At 71.5% G+C, this 17,365-nt stretch carries 18 protein-coding genes and 2 pseudogenes; 14 read left to right on the top strand and 6 right to left on the bottom strand.

The window, feature by feature from the left end; translation table 11 throughout:
• The first annotated feature begins 356 nt into the window (after positions 1-356).
• Both AB0K28_RS50760 and AB0K28_RS50755 read left to right on the top strand, forming a co-directional pair.
• Positions 357-608, top strand: a complete 252-nt coding sequence (locus tag AB0K28_RS50760; protein ID WP_364385618.1) for a nucleotidyltransferase domain-containing protein — start codon at positions 357-359, stop codon at positions 606-608.
• A 97-nt stretch (positions 609-705) separates the two neighbouring features.
• A pseudogene (locus tag AB0K28_RS50755) lies at positions 706-3,393 on the top strand (Tn3 family transposase); the annotation flags it as partial.
• A 231-nt stretch (positions 3,394-3,624) separates the two neighbouring features.
• Here AB0K28_RS50755 and AB0K28_RS50750 read toward each other — a convergent pair.
• Positions 3,625-4,299 carry a response regulator transcription factor gene (locus AB0K28_RS50750; protein ID WP_364385615.1) on the bottom strand — a complete coding sequence of 225 codons (675 nt, stop codon included), beginning with the start codon at positions 4,297-4,299 and terminating at the stop codon, positions 3,625-3,627.
• Positions 4,296-5,651: a histidine kinase gene (locus AB0K28_RS50745; protein ID WP_364385612.1), complete on the bottom strand. Its 1,356-nt coding sequence runs from the start codon at positions 5,649-5,651 to the stop codon at positions 4,296-4,298. Before AB0K28_RS50745 ends, AB0K28_RS50750 begins: the two co-directional genes overlap by 4 nt.
• Positions 5,652-5,866: 215 nt before the next feature.
• On the opposite strand from AB0K28_RS50745, the gene AB0K28_RS50740 reads away from it, so the two are divergent.
• Positions 5,867-7,012 (top strand): alpha/beta hydrolase, encoded by a 1,146-nt coding sequence (locus tag AB0K28_RS50740; protein ID WP_364385609.1) that lies wholly within the window; start codon positions 5,867-5,869, stop codon positions 7,010-7,012.
• A 23-nt stretch (positions 7,013-7,035) separates the two neighbouring features.
• Here AB0K28_RS50740 and AB0K28_RS50735 read toward each other — a convergent pair.
• A protein-coding gene (locus AB0K28_RS50735) for an IS5 family transposase (RefSeq protein WP_364385623.1) occupies positions 7,036-7,913 on the bottom strand; the annotation gives its coding sequence in 2 pieces (ribosomal slippage) (positions 7,036-7,517 and positions 7,517-7,913; 879 coding nt in all).
• Positions 7,914-8,211: 298 nt separating this feature from the next.
• On the opposite strand from AB0K28_RS50735, the gene AB0K28_RS50730 reads away from it, so the two are divergent.
• From AB0K28_RS50730 to AB0K28_RS50715, 4 genes and pseudogenes are all read left to right on the top strand, one after another.
• Positions 8,212-8,340, top strand: coding sequence for a hypothetical protein (locus tag AB0K28_RS50730; protein ID WP_364385626.1), 129 nt, complete (start codon positions 8,212-8,214; stop codon positions 8,338-8,340).
• A pseudogene (locus AB0K28_RS50725) lies at positions 8,337-8,780 on the top strand (tyrosine-type recombinase/integrase); the annotation flags it as partial. The gene AB0K28_RS50730 and the pseudogene AB0K28_RS50725, both read left to right, overlap by 4 nt.
• A gap of 85 nt (positions 8,781-8,865) precedes the next feature.
• Complete coding sequence (locus AB0K28_RS50720; protein ID WP_364385606.1) at positions 8,866-9,147, top strand: tyrosine-type recombinase/integrase; 282 nt, start codon at positions 8,866-8,868, stop codon at positions 9,145-9,147.
• A 63-nt stretch (positions 9,148-9,210) separates the two neighbouring features.
• Positions 9,211-9,417, top strand: a complete 207-nt coding sequence (locus tag AB0K28_RS50715; RefSeq protein WP_364385603.1) for a hypothetical protein — start codon at positions 9,211-9,213, stop codon at positions 9,415-9,417.
• Between the two features lie 177 nt (positions 9,418-9,594).
• Here the strand turns inward: AB0K28_RS50715 and AB0K28_RS50710 are convergent, their stop codons facing one another.
• The 3 genes from AB0K28_RS50710 to AB0K28_RS50700 are packed head-to-tail and all read right to left on the bottom strand — an operon-like array spanning position 9,595 to position 12,942.
• The gene (locus AB0K28_RS50710) at positions 9,595-11,019 is read right to left on the bottom strand and encodes an FAD-dependent oxidoreductase (RefSeq protein ID WP_364385600.1); all 1,425 of its coding nucleotides are present in this window, start codon (positions 11,017-11,019) and stop codon (positions 9,595-9,597) included.
• Positions 11,016-11,873, bottom strand: coding sequence for a hypothetical protein (locus AB0K28_RS50705; protein WP_364385597.1), 858 nt, complete (start codon positions 11,871-11,873; stop codon positions 11,016-11,018). The genes AB0K28_RS50710 and AB0K28_RS50705 overlap by 4 nt, the downstream gene beginning before the upstream one ends.
• A 1-nt stretch (position 11,874) precedes the next feature.
• Positions 11,875-12,942 carry an NAD(P)/FAD-dependent oxidoreductase gene (locus AB0K28_RS50700; RefSeq protein WP_364385594.1) on the bottom strand — a complete coding sequence of 356 codons (1,068 nt, stop codon included), beginning with the start codon at positions 12,940-12,942 and terminating at the stop codon, positions 11,875-11,877.
• Positions 12,943-12,995: 53 nt separating this feature from the next.
• Between AB0K28_RS50700 and AB0K28_RS50695 the strand changes: the two genes are divergently transcribed.
• From AB0K28_RS50695 to AB0K28_RS50665, 7 genes are all read left to right on the top strand, one after another.
• Complete coding sequence (locus tag AB0K28_RS50695; protein WP_345406716.1) at positions 12,996-13,340, top strand: metalloregulator ArsR/SmtB family transcription factor; 345 nt, start codon at positions 12,996-12,998, stop codon at positions 13,338-13,340.
• Positions 13,341-13,456: 116 nt separating this feature from the next.
• The gene (locus tag AB0K28_RS50690; protein WP_364385591.1) at positions 13,457-13,615 is read left to right on the top strand and encodes a hypothetical protein; all 159 of its coding nucleotides are present in this window, start codon (positions 13,457-13,459) and stop codon (positions 13,613-13,615) included.
• 21 nt (positions 13,616-13,636) lie between these two features.
• Positions 13,637-15,046: an FAD-dependent oxidoreductase gene (locus AB0K28_RS50685; protein ID WP_364385588.1), complete on the top strand. Its 1,410-nt coding sequence runs from the start codon at positions 13,637-13,639 to the stop codon at positions 15,044-15,046.
• A gap of 14 nt (positions 15,047-15,060) precedes the next feature.
• Positions 15,061-15,324, top strand: a complete 264-nt coding sequence (locus tag AB0K28_RS50680) for a hypothetical protein (protein WP_364385585.1) — start codon at positions 15,061-15,063, stop codon at positions 15,322-15,324.
• Positions 15,321-15,719: an MFS transporter gene (locus AB0K28_RS50675; RefSeq protein ID WP_364385582.1), complete on the top strand. Its 399-nt coding sequence runs from the start codon at positions 15,321-15,323 to the stop codon at positions 15,717-15,719. Before AB0K28_RS50680 ends, AB0K28_RS50675 begins: the two co-directional genes overlap by 4 nt.
• Positions 15,720-15,816: 97 nt before the next feature.
• On the top strand, positions 15,817-16,203 hold the full coding sequence (locus AB0K28_RS50670) for a metalloregulator ArsR/SmtB family transcription factor (protein WP_364385579.1): 387 nt from the start codon (positions 15,817-15,819) through the stop codon (positions 16,201-16,203).
• Entirely contained in the window at positions 16,200-17,285 is a 1,086-nt protein-coding gene (locus tag AB0K28_RS50665) for an ArsO family NAD(P)H-dependent flavin-containing monooxygenase (RefSeq protein WP_364385576.1), read from the top strand. Before AB0K28_RS50670 ends, AB0K28_RS50665 begins: the two co-directional genes overlap by 4 nt.
• Positions 17,286-17,365 lie beyond the last annotated feature (80 nt).

Here is a 17,365-nt window from a genome sequence, read left to right as displayed (position 1 = left end):
TCAGCCACGTTCCCAGCCCAACCGCTAACGCCCTGACCAGCCCGCCTTCCCCAAGGCAATGGACGAGAGGGACATCAACTCGCGTAACGCCCTCTGAGACATTCGACCTGCCACGCCATGATTCTGAGACCGCCGTGACTCCGAATGTCTCAGTCGACTTGGCGTCCACCAGGTCACACCTTCTCCCGCACGCCAACTCAATTGAGAAGGGACACCTGTTGAGGCACTGATCGCATTGGGACGGTGCATCGACAGGCTGGAGACGCTTCAGAGGATGGCGAGGTCCGCCAAGCGCTGCGGAATCCGGTACCACGCCTCAGGGTGGGTTCGCTTCCGCCGGGCTATGATCCGTTCTGATGAGCGCCGAGGGTCCTGGGCCACCAGCAGCTCCCCGTCTCGCCGACATCCGGTCCCGCTGGCTCAGCGCCATAACTGCCCGCCTCGACGGCGACCCGGTTGTAGCCGGTGCCGGCTTGGTCGGCTCTCTCGGCGCTGGCCGGGGCGATGACTGGAGCGATATCGACTTGCTGGTCGTCGTGGACGACGCGTGGCTCGACGATTTCGCGGTCCCCGGCGTCGAGGAACCGGCGGACAGCCGTTGGCGCTGAGAAGGATCAAGACACGCTTAGGACTGAAAGACACTCACTTGTAACGCGTCAATCACTATGAGTTGATCACGACTGATATGGCCCTACCGTGCGGGCTATGCCTGCGGAATTTCTGTCTGCCGAGCACCGGGTTGCCTACGCCTCGTTTGTCGAGGTGCCATCGTTGTGGACCTGGAGAAGTGCTTCTTCCTGGACAGCTTCGACCGGAATGTGACCGCGCAGTCGAGGGCCGATTCTCACCGGCTGGGCGTCGCCGTCCAGATCGGGACCGTACGGTACAAGGGGCTGTTCTTGCAGGATCCGCTCGCGGTGCCGTGGCCAGTGGTGGATTACCTGGCCGATCAGTTGGGGGTCGGTGACGCGTCACAGGCCAAGAAGTACGCCGAGCGGCCCAAGACGACGTACGAGCACGCGTGGATGATCCGGGACACCTATGGTTACCACGCCTTCGATGACACCAGCAGCTGGGGCGAGCGGCAGCTGATGCGCCAGTTCCGGACCTTCCTGCACGGCCGGGCGTGGACGCATGCCGAGGGGCCGGTGGCGTTGTTTGAGCAGTCGGTGGCGTGGCTGCGGTGGCATCGTGTGGTGCTGCCCGGGGTGCCGGTGCGGTGGATGAAGACCCTGGCCAAGTGCGGGGCGGGCAGCAAGGCTCCGGCCCTGGACCGGCTGGTCGAGCCGCGTCGGACGGCGACGCTGCTGGCGGTCACCCGGAGCCTGGAGGCCGAGGCGATCGACGACGCTCTCGATCTGTTCGCGCTACTGATGGCCACCCGGTTGACCAGCCCGGCCCGCCGGAAATCCGCCGACGAACGCTTGCGGATGCTGCCCCGGCTGGAGCGGGCCTCCAAGCTGGTGGCCAAGGCCGGCCGCGTCCTGGTCGACCACCTGGACCTGGTCGACCAGCAGGGCGCCGCCTCGATATGGCAGCGATGTGGACCGCGGTGGCCCAGATCGCCGGCACCAGCAAGGAACAGGTCCGCGCTGCGCTGGACGTGGTGGAGGAACTGATCCCTGAAGAGGCCGGCGCGGCCGAGGCGGCGGTGCGCGCCGCGCTGGTGGAGAAGTACAACACCGTGCGCCCGTTCCTGCAGCTGCTGGGCGAGTCCAAGGCGCTGGCCGCGGCGCCGGGCGGGCGCCGGGTGCTGGCCGCGGTGCGCCGGTTGCCGGAGTTGTCGCGGCGGCAGGTGAGCAAGAAGCCGCTGCTGCCCAAGGAGATCGACGCCGCGCTGGTGACCGCGTCGTGGAAGCGGGCGGTGTATGCCAACCCGGACCTGCCGCAGGGCGCGGTGGATCGGGACGCGTACGTGGTGTGCGTGCTGGAGCATCTGATGCGGGCCCTGATGATCAGGGATGTGTTCGCCACGCCGTCGCCACGCCGTCGCTGCGCTGGGCCGACCCGCGCGCGCATCTGCTGGCCGGGGCGCAGTGGGGGCGATCAAGCAGGACGTGCTGGCCTCCCTGTTGCTCACCGCCCCTGTCCACAAGCATCTGAACGACAAGGTCACGGCCCTGGACGCGGCCTGGAAGCAGATGGCCGCCCGGCTGGCGGAAGCGGGCGAGGACGCGCTGGTCTCGGTGGTAACCCCGGCTGGCGGGGGGCGGGCCCGGCTGTCGGTGGAGAAGCTCGGCGCGCTCGGCGAGAGCGAGTCGCTGGCATGGCTACGGGCCGCCTGCCAGGCCATGCTGCCCCGCATCGACTTGCCCGAGCTGCTGCTGGAGGTGCACGCCTGGACCGGGTTCCTGGACGCCTACGTGCATCTGGCCGACATCTCCACTCGCATGAACGACCTGCCGAGATCGCTGGTGGCACTGCTGATCAGCGAGGCGTGCAACGTTGGGCTGACGCCGGTGATCAAGGCCGGGGATGAGGCACCCACCCGGGGCCGGCTCTCGCACGTGGATCAGAACTATGTGCGCGCCGAGACGCACGCCTCCGCCAACGCGATCCTGATCGAGCACCAGGGCAAGGTGGCGGGGATCGGGCAGATGGTCGTGCCGGGCACGCCCCGCGATTCCCTGTACGTCCTGGACTGCCTGATCAACCTGGACGCCGGCCCGAAACCCGAGGTGGTCACGACGGACCAGGCCAGCGACATCGACATGGTCTTCGGGATTTTCTCCATGCTCGGCTACCGGTTCGCGCTCCGCTTCGCCGACCTGGGCGACCAGCGGTTCTGGCGGGCCGACCCGCCCGACGGCAGCGCCGGCGACTACGGGGTGCTGGAGGCGATCGCCCGGAACAGGCCGAACCCCAAGAAGGTGATCACTCAGTGGCCGGACATGCTTCGGGTTGCCGGGTCGCTGGTGACCAACCAGGTGCGTGCCTACGACCTGCTGCGCATGTTCGCCCGCCAGGGTTCTCCGACGCCGCTGGGGCAGGCGTTCGCCGAGTACGGCCGGATCGACAAGACGATGCACCTGCTGAGCATGCTGGACCCGATGGATTCCAAGCTGCCGCCGGAGCCAGGGCAAGCAACTGTCGGTCCAGGAGTCCCGGCACCGCCTGGCCCGCAAGATCTGCCACGGCAACGCCGGCCGGATCCGACCGGCCTATCGGGAAGGCCAGGAGGATCAGCTCGCGGCTCTGGGACTTGTCGTCAATGCCGTCGTGTTGTGGAACTCACGGTATCTGTCGGCGATCGTGGACCAGCTGTGCGCCCAGGGTGTACCGGTCAAGGACGAGGACGTGGCGCGGCTGTCCCCGCTGGGCCACACCCATCTCAACTGCCTGGGCCGCTACGCGATCGCTTCCTCGGCTCCGGACAAGGGCCTGCGGCCGCTCGGAGCGGCGGCGTTGCCCGAGGCCGGCACCGCCAGTGCCACTGGCGTGGACGAGAACGGCGTTCGAAGCGCGGACCGTTCGAATCCCTGGTGACGTGAAGTGGCCGCTGGTGAGAAGGTGTCTCGATTCCCCTGAGCGATCTTGGGGGATGCCAAAGACCTCCTCTGTCAGGGATTGTCACGTCCGTGATCAGGAGCATGCTTGGAATTGGTGGTCCTCCACCATGCGCGGTCACGTCGCGCCCGGGGAGACCAGCCCGGTCTCGTAGGCGAGCACGACGGCCTGCACCCGGTCCCTGAGCCCGAGCTTGGCCAGGATGCGGGCCACGTGGGTCTTCACCGTCGCCGGGCTGAGGGTCAGCCGTTCGGCGAGCTCGACGTTGCTCAGCCCGGCGGCCAGCAGCCGCAGCACCTCCAACTCCCGAGCGGTCAGCTCTGACAGGTCACGGTGCGGGGCCGGAGGGCCGAAGTCGTCCCGGCGGGCGAACCGCTCGACCAGGCGCCGGGTGATGGTCGGGGCGAGCAGGGCGTCGCCGGTGCGCACCAGGGTCACCGCGGCCACCAGGTGCTCGGGGGTGACGTCCTTGAGCAGGAAACCGCTGGCCCCGGCGGCGAGCGCGGTGTAGACGTAGTGGTCGAGGTCGTAGGTGGTCAGGATGAGCACACGGATGTCGCCGGCCACGTCGTCGGCGAGGATGCGCCGGGTCGCCTCGATGCCGTCCATGCGCGGCATCCTGATGTCCATGAGGACGACGTCCGGCCTGGTGCGCCGGGCCGCTTCCACCGCTTCGGCGCCGTCTGCCGCCTCGGCCGACACCTCGATGCCGTCGGCGGCCAGGATCATTCGGAACCCGGTGCGTACCAGGGCCTGATCGTCGGCAATGATCACGCGGAGAGGGTGGCTCATGAGGCTAGCCATGGTACTCGGGCCAAGATCCGGTAGCCGCCCGCGGGGGTAGGTCCCGCCTCCAGGGTGCCGCCGTAGACGGCCAGCCGTTCGCGCAGCCCGATCAACCCGCGCCCGCCCATGTACGACGGGCCGCGCCGCGTGCCGCCGGTGTCGGTGACCTCGATCTCCAGCCGGTCGCCCTCGTGGCGGATCGAGACGGACGCCGCCGCGCCCGCCGCGTGCTTGATCGTGTTCGTCAGGGCCTCCTGGACGACGCGATAGGCGGCCAGATCGACCCCGGCGGGCAACGGGCCGGGCGGCAACGACAGCTCGACGCCGACCCGGATCCCGGCGGCCCGGACCCGGGTGACCAGCGCGTCGAGCTGATCGAGCCCGGGTTGCGGCGCGAGTCCGCCCTGCGGATCGGGCGGCCCGTTCTCCGTGACCTCGTTCTTCGTGGCCCCGTGCCTCATGGTCTCGTTCTCGGTGGCCAGCAGGCCCATGACGTGACGGAGCTCGGACATGGCCGCCCGGCCGCCCGCCTCGATCGCGAGCAGCGCCCGCTTCGACTCCGCGGGCTCCGCGTCCATCACCTTGCGCGCCGCCCCGGCCTGGATCACCATCACGCTCACGTTGTGGGTCACGATGTCGTGTAGTTCGGCGGCGATCCTGGCGCGCTCCTCGTCGACGGCCGCGCGCATGGCCGTCGCCTGGGCCCGCCGGAGCGCGTCGATGTGATCCCGGCCGGCCCGCAGCCGCCCCTGCCAGAAGCGGACGGCCACCGCCAGCACGCCCGCCCCTGTCAGCACGACGATGGGGCCCAGCCAGGGCGGCAGCGTGGGGACGACATCCTGGAAGACCACGCCGGTGAGCACGGCCGCCGCCGCCAGCCCGCCCGCCGCCGCCAGCCGGTGACGGCTGTAGGCGAGCGCGCCGTAGGCGGCGACGGCGCAGGCGAGCACGGTGATCCACGTCACGGCCTCATGGGTGGCCAGCGCAGCGAGCACGACCGTCCAGAAGACGGCCAGCGGGTACCGGCGCCGCACCGCCAGCGGCAACGCGGTCAGGACCACCAGCAGCGGGTGCGGACCCTGCTCTGAGCCGGCCCGCGGGCTTGGCGGGTCCGGGCTCACCGGCCGGGCGGGTGGATCGGGACGCAGTCGCAGGGACACGGCCGCCGGCCCCGGCCGCCCCTCGGTGGACCCGTCGCGCAGATCGGCCACCGCGGCCACCGCGAGCACGGTCAGGAGCAGCGCGAGCACCAGGTCGGCCACCAGCGCTCCGCGGGACGGCCGGGCGCGCGCCTCCTCCGGACGCAACACCTCCCGCACGTACTGCCGCCACAGCCGCCACCTCTGTTCCGCCGTCATCGGGACATTGTCACGGCTGCGCGACCGGCCACGCATCCGTCGCGATGCCGGGAGCCTCGTCCGCCGGGACTACATCGCAGGGATGACACCAGGCTCGGATCGTTCCTCGGAGCTACCCGGATTCGGCACGGCGGCCGACGCGCCCGCCGCACGGCCGCGCCTAGCGTCGTCCCATCCGCGGACGACCGCGGCCTGCGAGGAAAGGCGACACACTGATGGATCTTGCGAGAACGGCGGCCCTCGCCCTGGCCGGGCTGCTCACCCTCACGGCCCCCACCTCCACCGCGGCTGCGGCTGCAGCTGCGGCTCCGGCTCCGGCGGCACCGCGGTTGCCCACGCCGACGGGCTCCCACGCGGTCGGCGTCACGTCCCTGTACCTGAAGGACACCTCCCGGCGTGACCCGTGGGTCCCGGCGGCGACGGCGCGGGAGCTGATGGTCTCCCTGTGGTATCCGGCGGCCGGGACACGCGGCAAGCAGCGGGCCCTGTACGTGACGCCGAAGGAGTCCGAGCTGCTGATCAAGGACGCCGGGCTGCCCGTCGCACCTGACACGCTGAGCAAGGTGCGGACCAACGCGTTCACCGACGCCGTGCCCGCGGGCCGCGAGCGCGCCCTGCCCCTGGTGGTGCTCTCCCCCGGCCTCGGCTCCCCGCGCGGCTCACTCACCAGCCTGGCCGAGGACCTGGCGAGCAAGGGCAATGTGGTGGTCGGGATCGACCACACCTACGAGAGCGTCGCCACCACCTTCCCCGACGGGCGCGTCACCACGTGCGTCGCCTGCGAGAACAAGGAGCCGGACTTCGGGGAGCAGGTGGTCCGGAGCCGCGCGGCGGATGTCTCCTTCGTTCTGGACCAGCTGACCGGCGCGAAGCCGAAATGGCGGGGAGCCAAGCTGATCGACCGGTCACGCATCGGCATGGCCGGTCAGTCCGTCGGCGGCGCGAGCAGCATCGCGGCCATGGTGCGGGACAAGCGCATCCGCGCCGGGGTCAACCTGGACGGCACCACCTTCGCCCCGATCCCCGAGAGCGGCCTGGCCCGGCCGTTCCTGTTCGTGGGGTCGCCGACGATGCACAGCCCCGGCGGCAAGGACGGGAGCTGGGGACGCGACTGGAAGAAGCTGACCGGCTGGAAGCGGTGGCTGGTGGTGACCGGCGCGGAGCACGCGTCCTTCACCGACGTCCCGCTGCTGGCCGAACAGATCGGCCTCGACCTCGGGTTCGCCATGACCGGAGCCCGCTCCGTGGAGATCACCCGCGCCTACGTCGCCGCCTTCTTCGCCCGCCACCTCGCCGGGAAGCCGCAGCCCTTGCTGGACAAGCCGTCCGCCCGCTATCCCGAGGTGACGTTCGGCGGCTAGGGCGTGTTTCAGAAGTGGTGGGCTCATAGCCAGGCGTCGATCACGGCGAGGTGAACGGTCGCTTCGTAGCGCACGGCAAGCTTGTCGAAACGGGTGGCCACCGCCCGGTAGCCCTTGAGCCGGTTGATGCCGCACTCCACCGCATGGCGCAGCTTGTAGGACTCGGGGTCGAACGCCGGTGGCCGGCCACCCTTCGACCCCTTCCTGCGCCGGGCGGCGGCCTGGTCCAGCTTGATCGGGATAGTGGCCTTGATGCCGCGCCTGCGCAGGTAGCGGCGGTTGCCGCGCGAACTGTAGGCCTTGTCGGCCAGCACCCGATCCGGCCGGGTACGCGGCCGGCCCCCGCCCAAGCGCGGCACCCGGATAGCCTCCAAGACCGCCGTGAACTGCGGGCTGTCACCCCGCTGCCCAGCCGTCAGCACGATCGACAACGCTCTGCGGCCCTGCTCGGTGGCCAGATGCAGCTTGGTGCTCAAGCCGCCGCGGGAGCGTCCCAGCCCGTGATCGGCCGGCTCTTCCTGCACCCCGCCCGGCGGCTCGACCTGCAGATCCCCCTTTTCCGCGCCCCGGCGGCGTGCTGATGGGCCCGGCAGACGGTGGAGTCGACACTCACATCCCACGTGATCAGCCCGGCCGCGTCCGCCCGAGCCTGCAAGGCGGTCAGGATCTGCTGCCAGATGCCGGCACGCTGCCAGCGCCGGAACAATCCGTAGATCGTCTGCCAGCATCCGTACCGCTCCGGCACGTCCCGCCACGGCGCACCCACCCGTACCCGCCACCGGATCCCATCAATGAGCTGCCGTTTCGTCCAGATCGGCGGGCGCCCCGGCTTCCGGCCGACCGGCAGCAGCGGCTCCAGTACCGCCCACTGCGCATCGGTCAGATCAGCCCGCTCCGCCACCGGTAAGGTGGTCACGAGGTCTCCGTGCAGATGGTCTTCTTGGTCGTTGACTCATCTACCGGAGACCTCTTCTTTTGTCGATCTACGACACACCGAGCGATCGCCACTCAGGTCACTTCTGAAACACGACCTAGGTCCGATTTGTCCAAGCCGGTGCCGCCATACACCATCGGGATTGAGACCGAGTGGCCAGGGGCGATAGCGGGCCAGGGCAGGCGGGGTTATCGCCATCCAGTTCGGCGCGGAGGCTTCGTTTCCCGGTTATCTGGCAACCTGGCGAATGGTGGAGGCGCACCGCATGGATCCGGTCATCGCCGAGCAGCTCGGCCGCTCCCACCCGCTCGCCCGCCATCTCGACGGCTTCCTCACCGACCTGGCCAACGCCGGCCGCTCCACGCACACCCGGGCGCCTACTGCGGCGACCTGATCGTCTTCGCCGCCCACCACGGCGAGGAGATCAGCGCGCTGTCGGCCACGCCCGTCCGCGCGTTCCTGGCCGAGCTCACCGAGCTGTCGCCGGCCAGCCGCAAGCGCAAGCGCGCCGCCATCGCCTCCTTCGCCAAGTGGGCCGTCCGGCACGACCTCGTGGTCGCCAACCCGATGGACCGCATCGACGCCGTCAAGGTGCCCAAGTGCCTGCCCCGCCCCGCCGCAGCCACCGACGTCGCCAAGATCTTCGCGGTGATCTGCTCACGCAGACCGCGCAAGGAAGCGCCGCTGGACCGGCTGCGCGACCGGGCGCTGTTCGAGACCGCCTACGTGTGCGGCGCCCGCGCCTCCGAAGTCTGCGGCCTGTACGTCGAAGACCTGGACCTGCGCCTGGACGACGAACACGTGCGCATCCACGGCAAGGGCGGCAGCGTGCGCACCGTGCTGTTGGACGACCGCGGCTACGTCGCCCTGCTCAAGCTGTACCTGGCCCGCGCCGGCTACACCGCCGGGCCGCTGTTCCGTGCCTCGATCAAACGGCCGCGGCGGGCCCTTGTCCTACGACGCCGCCCACCACCGCTGGCAGACCTACTGCGCGCAGGCCGGGGTCGAGATCGACATCCACCAGCTGCGTCACGCCCACGCCACCGAACCCATCAACGCCGGCGTCTCCATCGAGGCCGTGCGGCGGCGCCTGGGGCACGCCTCCACTGAGACCACCCAGCTGTATGCGTTGCTCGACGACAAGGTCGCCGACGCCGAGATCCGCGCCGCCCGCCGACGCCGCGACCGGGCAACCCGCTGAAGAACCATCACGACCAAGAGCGACCTCACTCGTTGCGGCCAAGATCCGTCTCAGCGCCAACGGTTGTCCGCTGGTTCCTCACCCCCGGATCAGGCCCTGGCCCGTCTGCGGGCGGGCTACCCGCTGGCTGAGGAGGATGTCGCCCGCTTGTCACCGTTCGGCCGCCGGCATATCAACGTGATCGGCACCTACACCTTCGCGCTGCCGGACCTCGGTCCTGCGGGCGTGCGGGACCTGCGCGATCCGGATCGCCCCGACTGCGATGACTGACGTCGGCGGCGATGCCCGCTCGGAGTTGTTTTGTGGAAGCGGGGCTGCGGGCGGCGGTGTACCCACCGGTGCTGCGCGGCTGCGCGGGTACCGAGCGGCGCTGCGGGTGGCCCTGCTGACGTGCGGGGCCATCCGCCTCGATGGGGAAGCGCCGAGCGTTGTGGGGGCGTGGGCGGTTCAGCCGGCCAGGGCGGCGAGTTTGAGGGCGGCGGCCGGTTCGATGCCCAGTTCGTGGGCTGCGGCCATGACCGCGTCGGCGGGGTCGGTGTGCTGGGCGAGGTGGCGGGTGGTGGCGGCCATGAGCTTGGCGGGGGTGTCGGGCGGCAGGCCGAGGTCGTTGGTGATGGCGCGCACGGCCAGGGTGACCGAGCAGACGCCGGTCTCGGGCAGGTCGAGCTGGACCTCCCGCGCCGCTGCCCAGTCACCGGCCAGGGCGGCGATGACGGACCGGGCCTGCTCGTACCCGGTGGCCAGCAGAAAGGTGGGGGCGCGGCCGTAGCTCTTCATCCCGATGGTGTAGTAGCCGGGCTCGGGGTGGGCCAGCTCGTCCACGCCGTGCGGGCGGACGGTGCCGCAGGAGTGGTCGTTGGGGTCGATCAGCGGCGCGAGCAGCCGGGTGGTGCCGAGGATGGGGTCGAGGTCGAGCCGCAGTTCGGCGGCGATGGAGTGGTCCGGCCGGTAGCCGGTGGCGGCCACGACCCGATCGGCCTTGAGGGTGCGGTCGGAGCCTGCGGGCTGCCGGGAGCGGAGCTCGACGGTGCCGTCGGTCAGGACGCGGAGGGCGCCGACTTTGAAGCCCGCGGCCAGATCGATGAGGCCCTTGTCGACGAGCAGGCGCAGCCCGGAGCCGAGGGAGCCGCGGGCGGGCAGGGCGTCGGCTTCGCCGCCGCCGTAGGCGCGCTCCGGCGCGTCGGCGCGGATGGCCCAGGTGATGCGGGTGCCCGGCGCCTGCTCGGCCAGGTCGGCGAGCGCGAGGAGCGTGGTGGCGGCCGAGTGGCCGGCGCCGACCACGACCGTGTGCCGGCCGGCGAACCGGTCACGGTGGGCGCCGAGCACGTCGGGCAGGGCGTGGTCGATCCAGTCGGCCGCCTCGCGCTCGCCGCGGGCGGGCAGCCCGTTGGCGCCGAGCACGTTCGGCGTCGTCCAGGTGCCGGAGGCGTCGATCACCGCCCGCGCGCGGATCTCGCTGCCGTCCTCCAGCTGGACGACGAACGGCGCGTCCTCGCGGCCTGCTGTGCGGAGCCGGTCGACGTCCAGGCGGCTGATCGCCGCCACGCGCGCCCCGTAGCGGGTGTGCGGAGCGATGGCGTCATGGCCGGCCAGCGGCTCAAGATAGGCGGCGACGAGCTGCTGTCCGGTGGGCAACGCCTCGGGGTCGGGCGCCGTCCAGCCGCAGGCGCGCAGCAGGCGCACCGCGGCGGCGTCGGTGTTGTAGCGCCACGGGCTGAACATGCGTACGTGTCCCCACTCGCGCACCGAGGAACCGGCGACGGGCCCGGATTCCAGGACGACGAAGGGCAGGCCGCGTTCGGCCAGGTGCGCTGCGGCGGCCAGGCCCACGGGGCCGGCGCCGATGACGGCCACCGGCAAAGCGGTGTTCATCGGGCGAAGTCCTTTCCAAGGCGAGCGGTTCTGCGGAGCGGCGCCAGGGCCAGGCCGGCCACGGCGTACATCACCAGGCCGTAGGCCAGCACGATGAGACTGACGAGGGCCGCGTCGGCGGACAGGCCGGCGACCAGCAGGGCCAGGGACAGATTGCGGATGATGGTGGTCATGGCGGCGGCCCGCCGGGCCTCCGGGCTGTCGAGGCCGGGAGCCGCATAAGCGGCCAGGCTGAGGAACGTCAGCAGGGCGAAGGCGGCCCAGCCGGAGGCCGGGATGCCGGTCAGGCGGTCGGCGGTGGTGGCCAGGATGGAGAGCGTCGAGGTCACCAGCAGCACGTCGGCCACCCGCCTGCTGACCTTCTGTACCCGCTCGGCGGTGCCGGGCGATCGGGCGCGCAGCCACATCCCGGCGGCGAGCGGGATGAGCTGGGCCAGCAGCATCGCCACCACCTGGAGACCCGCGCCTCCTCCCACGGGCGCGCCGGCGTACGGTGCGGCCAAGCTCCAGGCGGGCACGGCGAGCAGGCCCAGGACGGCAAGCGTGCCTTGCAGGCTCACTCCCAGGGCCAGGTCGCCGCGGGCGTGGTAGGTGAGCAGGGCTCCGGTGCCGCCGCCGGGCGCGGCGGCGGCCAGGATCACCCCGTACGCGATCGCGCCGTCCAGGCTCAGCAAGCGGACGAGCAGGACCGCGATCGCCGGTACCACCACCACATTCACCAGCACGGCCGCCGTCAGAGCGAGCGGACGGCGAAGCAGTGCCGCCAAGCCGGGAGGCGTCAGCGAGGTGCCGACGGTCAGCATGGTCGCCAGCAGCAGCACGACCAGCGCCAGGGTGATCAGCGGAGAATCCATGTCACAGGCCGTAGGCGGCCAGGACGCCGCCGGCGTAGGCGGCGATCGGCGCCGCCACGTGCTCGGCGTCGCGGTGCACGCCGCGCAGGGTGTTGGAGGCGAAGGAACGCTGGAACTCCAGTCCGACGTACCCGAGGCCGAGGTGGGTGGTGGACAGGCCGCCCGCGTGCAGGGGCAGCCCGGTCGGGTCGAGGGCGCCGAGCGGGGCCAGGTAGTCCAGGTGTGGCAGGTAGCCGGTCGCGTAGATCACCGCGTCGACGCGCTCGCGCTCGCCGTCGGCCCAGATGAGGTGGTCGCCGTCGAAGGCGGTGAACATGGGGCGGCGCTGCAGGCGGCCGTCGGCGAGAGCGGCGGCGTAGTCACCGGTGTCCATGACCAGGGTGCCGCTGGCGACGCGGGCCAGCCATGCGGGCGGGAGCTGGTCGAAGCCGGTGGTGGTGTGCCAGTAGTGCACGTCCTTGCCGCCGACGATCTGCGGCATGAGCTGCAGCGGCTGGCGGGAGGCGATCGTGACGTCGGCCACCTCGGCCAACTCGTAGGCGACCTGGACGGCGGAGTTGCCGCCGCCGACCACCACGACGCGCTGCCCGGCGTAGTCCTTGGGGTTGCGGTAGCCGGCCACGTGCAGGGCCTGGCCGGTGTAGCCGTCCTGGCCGGGCAGGGCGGGGACGAGCGGGTTGCCGAAGGAGCCGCTGGCCGCGATCACGCCCATGGCGCGCAGCGTCTCTCCGGCGGCGGTGTGCACCAGGAAGCCGCCCGCCCCGTCGGCTTCCACCGCGGTGACCCGGATGCCGGTGCGGATCTCCGCATTGAGGCCGTCGGCGTAGCGCTGCAGGTAGGCGACGACTTCGTCGCGGGTGGGGTAGTGGTCGCCGTCGCCGGGGAAGTCCTGGCCGGGCATGGCGCTGTAGCGGGCGGGCGAGAACAGGGTGAGGCTGTCGTAGTAGCTGCTCCACGAGCCGGTGGGTGCCGGGCCGGCTTCGAGGATGACGGGGGTGCGTCCATTAGCGAGCAGGGCGCGGGCGGCGGCCAGACCGGACTGGCCGGCGCCGATGACGATGGTGTCCATGCCGCCGCATCATATCCTCATATCCAGAAATGACAATACGGTAGAGTCGTGCCATGCAGACGGCAGGCAGTGGCATTCAGCTCACCGACGCGGCGCGCGGCTTCCTCAAGGCGCTGGCCAGCGACACCCGCCAGCAGATCCTGTTCTTGTTCGAGGGCGGGGTGGAGCTGACCGTGAGCCAGGTGGCCGAGCGCCTGTCGCTGGCCCAGTCGGCCACCTCCACCCACCTGGCGACGCTGCGCGAGGGCGGGGTGCTCACCTCGCGGCGCGAGTGGAAGACCGTCTACTACCGCGCCAACCCCGACGGGGCGCGGCAGGCGCTGGCCGACCTGCAGGCCGCCCTGGCCGCCTGCTGCCCGCCGGGCGACGGCCCGCCCGCCGGCGGCTGCGGTGGCTGACCGGCCTGGCGTCCGGACGTACTGGCTAGCTTAGGTTCTCATCTAATTTGACAATCCTCTAATCAGTGGCTCAGAATCTGAGCTGTTTAGATGAGCTTCTATTCAGGAGGTGCGCGATGCGCGCTCTGCTCACCCGCCTGCGCCGCCCCGCCGACATCTCGGGTGACGTCTCGGGCTTCACCTTCAACGAGGCGACCTCGGAAGTGTGCGACCGCACCTGCCGCGCCGACGCCGCCCTCGATCGAGCCCGCACCTTCGCCCTGTCCTTCCGCTGACCACCCATCTGGAGAGCCGTCATGAGTGACCGTTGCTGCGGCACCGTCGCCGTCGAGATCGAGCAGTTCGCCGCTCCTCAGCAGGCCGCCTCCGGGCAGCCGGGTAACCTGCCGGTCGTCGTGATCGGCGCCGGTCCGGTCGGCCTGGCCGCCGCCGCCCACCTGGCCGAGCGCGGCATCGACTTCACGGTCCTGGAGGCCGGCGACCGCGTCGCCGCCTCGGTGGCCCGGTGGGGCCACGTGCGGGTGTTCAGCCCGTACCGGTACAACATCGACGCTGCCGCCCGCCGCCTGCTGGAGGCCGGCGGCTGGAGCGCGCCCGACCCCGACTGGCTGCCGACCGGCGCCGAGCTCATCGACGACTACCTCGCCCCGCTGGCCAAGCTGTTCGGCGACAAGGTACGGCTCGGCGCGAAGGTGAGCGCGATCAGCCGCCTCGGCTACGACCGGGTCCGCACCGCCGGACGCGACGACACCCCGTTCCTGATCCGCCTGGCCGGCGGCACAGAACTGACCGCCCGCGCGATCATCGACGCCTCCGGCACCTACACCAGCCCGAACGTGCTCGGCGCGAGCGGCCTGCCCGCCCACGGCGAGCACGAGGTGGTCGTCGACCACGCCCTGCCGGACGTGCTCGGCGCCGACCGTGACCGCTACGAGGGTAAGCACACCCTGGTCGTCGGCGCGGGCCACTCGGCCGCCACCACGCTGCTCGCGCTGGCCGAACTCGAGAACACCCCGATCACCTGGGCGATCCGGGCCGGCGACGCCGGCCGCACCTACGGCGGCGGCGAGGCCGACGCGCTCCCGGCCCGCGGCGCGCTCGGCACCCGGCTGCGCGCCCATGTCACCTCCGGCCGCATCCAACTCCTGACCGGCTTCTTCACCCACCGCGTCACCGCCACCGACCAGGGCGTCGAGGTGGTCAGCCGCGACCCCTCCGGCCACGAGCAGAGCGTCACGGTGGACCGGATCGTGTCGGCCACCGGCTACCGCCCCGACCACTCCATCGCCTCCGAGCTCCGGCTCGACCTGGACCCGGTGCTCGGCTCCACCCGCGCCCTGGCCCCGAAGATCGACCCCAACCAGCACTCCTGCGGCACCGTCCCCGCTCACGGCGTCGACGAGCTGGCGCATCCCGAGCCCGGCTACTACGCGGTCGGGGTCAAGAGCTACGGCCGCGCGCCGACGTTCCTCATGGCCACCGGGTATGAGCAGGTCCGCTCGGTCGTGGCGGCGCTGGCCGGGGACTGGGAGGCGGCCCGGGACGTGCAGCTCGACCTGCCCGAGACCGGCGTGTGCTCCTCCGGCCTGGCCGAGGCCCAGGAGCAGCGGGTCGGTCTGGCCACCGGCATCAGCGGCGGCCTGCTGTCCACCCCGCTCCCCCTCGCCACGGTCTCCTCCGGCGACGGCGGCGGCTGCTGCGGCTGAAAGGAACACCCCCGATGTCCGACGGCTACCCGACTGCCGCTCAGAAGGAGGCATTGCGCCTCATCTGCGACCACGAGCCGATGCCCGCCCACTGGCTGGCTGAGGCCCTGGTCGCCGCCCGCAGGCCCAGCACCAACCCCGGCTACACGCGCGCGATCGCCCAGATGGCGGGAACGCTCGCCTGGCGGCTGCAGGCCCAGGGCTTCATCGTCGAGACCCTCCGGGGCGGGTGGGCGACCACGGCCGAGGGGCGGGCGCTGATCGCCTGTCCGGCATGAGTTCCCCCGCAGAGACCGCCGCCCCCGAACACGAGGGCGGCGGTCCGCCACGTTCCGGCCGCGGATGGTCGGTCGTGGCAGCGCTGGCCGTCACCCAGACCGTCGGTTACGGCGTGCTCTACTACGCCTTCTCCGTCTTCCTCGCTCCCATGGCCCGCGATCTGCATGCCACGCCCGCGCAGATCGCCGCGGCGCTCACCGTGTCCATTCTGATCGCCGCGGTGTGCGCGCCGTTGGTCGGTCGCCTGCTGGACGCTCGTGGCGGGCGCGTCCTGATGACCGCTGGGTCGCTGCTGGGCACCGTGGCGGTGCTGGCCTGGTCGCGGTCGCCGACAAGGCGCTGGCCCCGCTCGGCGCCGTCGCCCTGGCCCAGGCCGCGGGTTACGGCTGGGTGATGGGCGCGGTGGCCGCCGCCTGCGCGATCGCCGCGTTCGCGCTGGTGGCCTACCACCGCCTACAATTTCGACAGACTTCGAATCAGGAGGGGTTGTCATGACCGTCCCCACCGGCCAGTGCTGCGCCCCGATCGCCCGCGAACCGCTGGCCGAGGACACCGCGGCCGAGCTCGCCGTGATGCTCAAGGCGGTCGCCGACCCGGTACGGCTGCGCCTGCTGTCGATGATCGGCTCTCACGCCGGCGGCGAGGCGTGCGTGTGCGACCTGACCGACGCCTTCGACCTGACCGCCCCCACCATCTCCCACCACCTGAAGGTGCTGCGCACGGCCGGGCTGATCGACGGGGAGCGGCGCGGCACCTGGGTCTACTACCGCATCATCCCCGAAGCGGTGAACAAGCTCGGCGCCCTGTTCGCCCCGCTCACCGAGCCCGCCCCCCAGCCTGCGGCGGGACGCACAGAGCTGGAACTGCTGCCCGCATGACGGCCGCCCCCCGGCCCGTCGACGTCCTGGTGATCGGCGGCGGGCAGGCGGGCCTGGCCGCCGGGTACTACCTGCGCCGCGCGAAGACCGACTTCGTTCTCCTCGACGCCCAGGACAGCGCCGGCGGCGCCTGGCGGCACGCCTGGAACAGCCTGCGCCTGTTCTCCCCAGCCCAGTACAGCTCGCTGCCCGGCCGCATGATGCCCATCCCACCCGGCGGCGGCTACCCGAGCGCCGCCGAGGTCGTCACCTACCTGACCGACTACGAACGCCGCTACGACCTGCCGGTCCTGCGCCCGGTGACCGTGCACGCCGTGCGGCGCGGTGACGGCCATCTCCTGGTGGAGACCGGCCACGGCACCTGGCAGGCCAAGGCCGTGATCAGCGCCACCGGCACCTGGTGGCGCCCCTACATCCCGTACTATCCGGGCCTGCGCGACTTCGGCGGGGAGCACCTGCACACCGCCGGCTACCGCGGCCCCGAGCCGTTGCGCGGCAAGCGCGTGGTCATCGTCGGCGGCGGCAACTCCGCCGCCCAACTGCTGGCCGAGCTGACCACGCTCGCCGAGGTCACCTGGGTGACCCAGCGACCACCACGCCTGCTGCCCGACGACATCGACGGCCGCGCCCTGTTCGACCTGGCCACCCGCCGCCACCGCGCCACCCAGGCGGGCGAACAAGCGGGCGAACAAGCGGGCGAGCCTACGGCGGGCATCGCCGACCTGGGCGACATCGTCGCCGTCCCACCCGTGCGCGAGGCCCGCGACCACGGCCTGCTCAAGGCCGAACCCATGTTCACCCGCATCACCTCCCGCGGCGTCGCCTGGGCCGACGGCAGCACCCTGGCCTGCGACGTGATCCTGTGGTGCACCGGCTTCCGGCCCGCCCTGAACCACCTGGCACCCCTGGGCCTGCGCGGCCCGGACGGGCTCATCCCCACCCGCGGCACCCAGGCGATCGGCGAACCCCGCCTGCACCTCCTCGGCTACGGCGACTGGACCGGACCTGCCTCGGCCACCCTCATCGGCGCGGGCCGCACAGCCCGGCAACTGGTCGCCGAGATCGTCGCCCAGCTGCAGTGAGCCTCGCGTCGCGCCTGGAACTCGCCGTCTTTAATTAGATTCTCATCTATCTTGACGAGCATCGAAGCAACATGAGATCG

It is taken from the genome of Nonomuraea sp. NPDC049504 (assembly GCF_040676845.1).
In the GTDB taxonomy this organism is placed as follows: domain Bacteria; phylum Actinomycetota; class Actinomycetes; order Streptosporangiales; family Streptosporangiaceae; genus Nonomuraea; species Nonomuraea salmonea.
Note: the sequence above shows the minus strand (reverse complement) of the source record. Positions and strands in the feature narration are given on the sequence as shown.

Coding starts and splice junctions, on each gene's coding strand:
- AB0K28_RS50685 (WP_364385588.1), top strand. CDS start 13,637: ATGAGTGACCGTTGCTGCGGCACCGTCGCCGTCGAGATCGAGCAGTTC.
- AB0K28_RS50695 (WP_345406716.1), top strand. CDS start 12,996: ATGCAGACGGCAGGCAGTGGCATTCAGCTCACCGACGCGGCGCGCGGC.
- AB0K28_RS50745 (WP_364385612.1), bottom strand. CDS start 5,651: ATGACGGCGGAACAGAGGTGGCGGCTGTGGCGGCAGTACGTGCGGGAG.
- AB0K28_RS50665 (WP_364385576.1), top strand. CDS start 16,200: ATGACGGCCGCCCCCCGGCCCGTCGACGTCCTGGTGATCGGCGGCGGG.
- AB0K28_RS50740 (WP_364385609.1), top strand. CDS start 5,867: ATGGATCTTGCGAGAACGGCGGCCCTCGCCCTGGCCGGGCTGCTCACC.
- AB0K28_RS50670 (WP_364385579.1), top strand. CDS start 15,817: ATGACCGTCCCCACCGGCCAGTGCTGCGCCCCGATCGCCCGCGAACCG.
- AB0K28_RS50705 (WP_364385597.1), bottom strand. CDS start 11,873: ATGGATTCTCCGCTGATCACCCTGGCGCTGGTCGTGCTGCTGCTGGCG.
- AB0K28_RS50680 (WP_364385585.1), top strand. CDS start 15,061: ATGTCCGACGGCTACCCGACTGCCGCTCAGAAGGAGGCATTGCGCCTC.
- AB0K28_RS50700 (WP_364385594.1), bottom strand. CDS start 12,942: ATGGACACCATCGTCATCGGCGCCGGCCAGTCCGGTCTGGCCGCCGCC.
- AB0K28_RS50675 (WP_364385582.1), top strand. CDS start 15,321: ATGAGTTCCCCCGCAGAGACCGCCGCCCCCGAACACGAGGGCGGCGGT.
- AB0K28_RS50690 (WP_364385591.1), top strand. CDS start 13,457: ATGCGCGCTCTGCTCACCCGCCTGCGCCGCCCCGCCGACATCTCGGGT.
- AB0K28_RS50750 (WP_364385615.1), bottom strand. CDS start 4,299: ATGAGCCACCCTCTCCGCGTGATCATTGCCGACGATCAGGCCCTGGTA.
- AB0K28_RS50730 (WP_364385626.1), top strand. CDS start 8,212: ATGGATCCGGTCATCGCCGAGCAGCTCGGCCGCTCCCACCCGCTCGCC.
- AB0K28_RS50710 (WP_364385600.1), bottom strand. CDS start 11,019: ATGAACACCGCTTTGCCGGTGGCCGTCATCGGCGCCGGCCCCGTGGGC.
- AB0K28_RS50760 (WP_364385618.1), top strand. CDS start 357: ATGAGCGCCGAGGGTCCTGGGCCACCAGCAGCTCCCCGTCTCGCCGAC.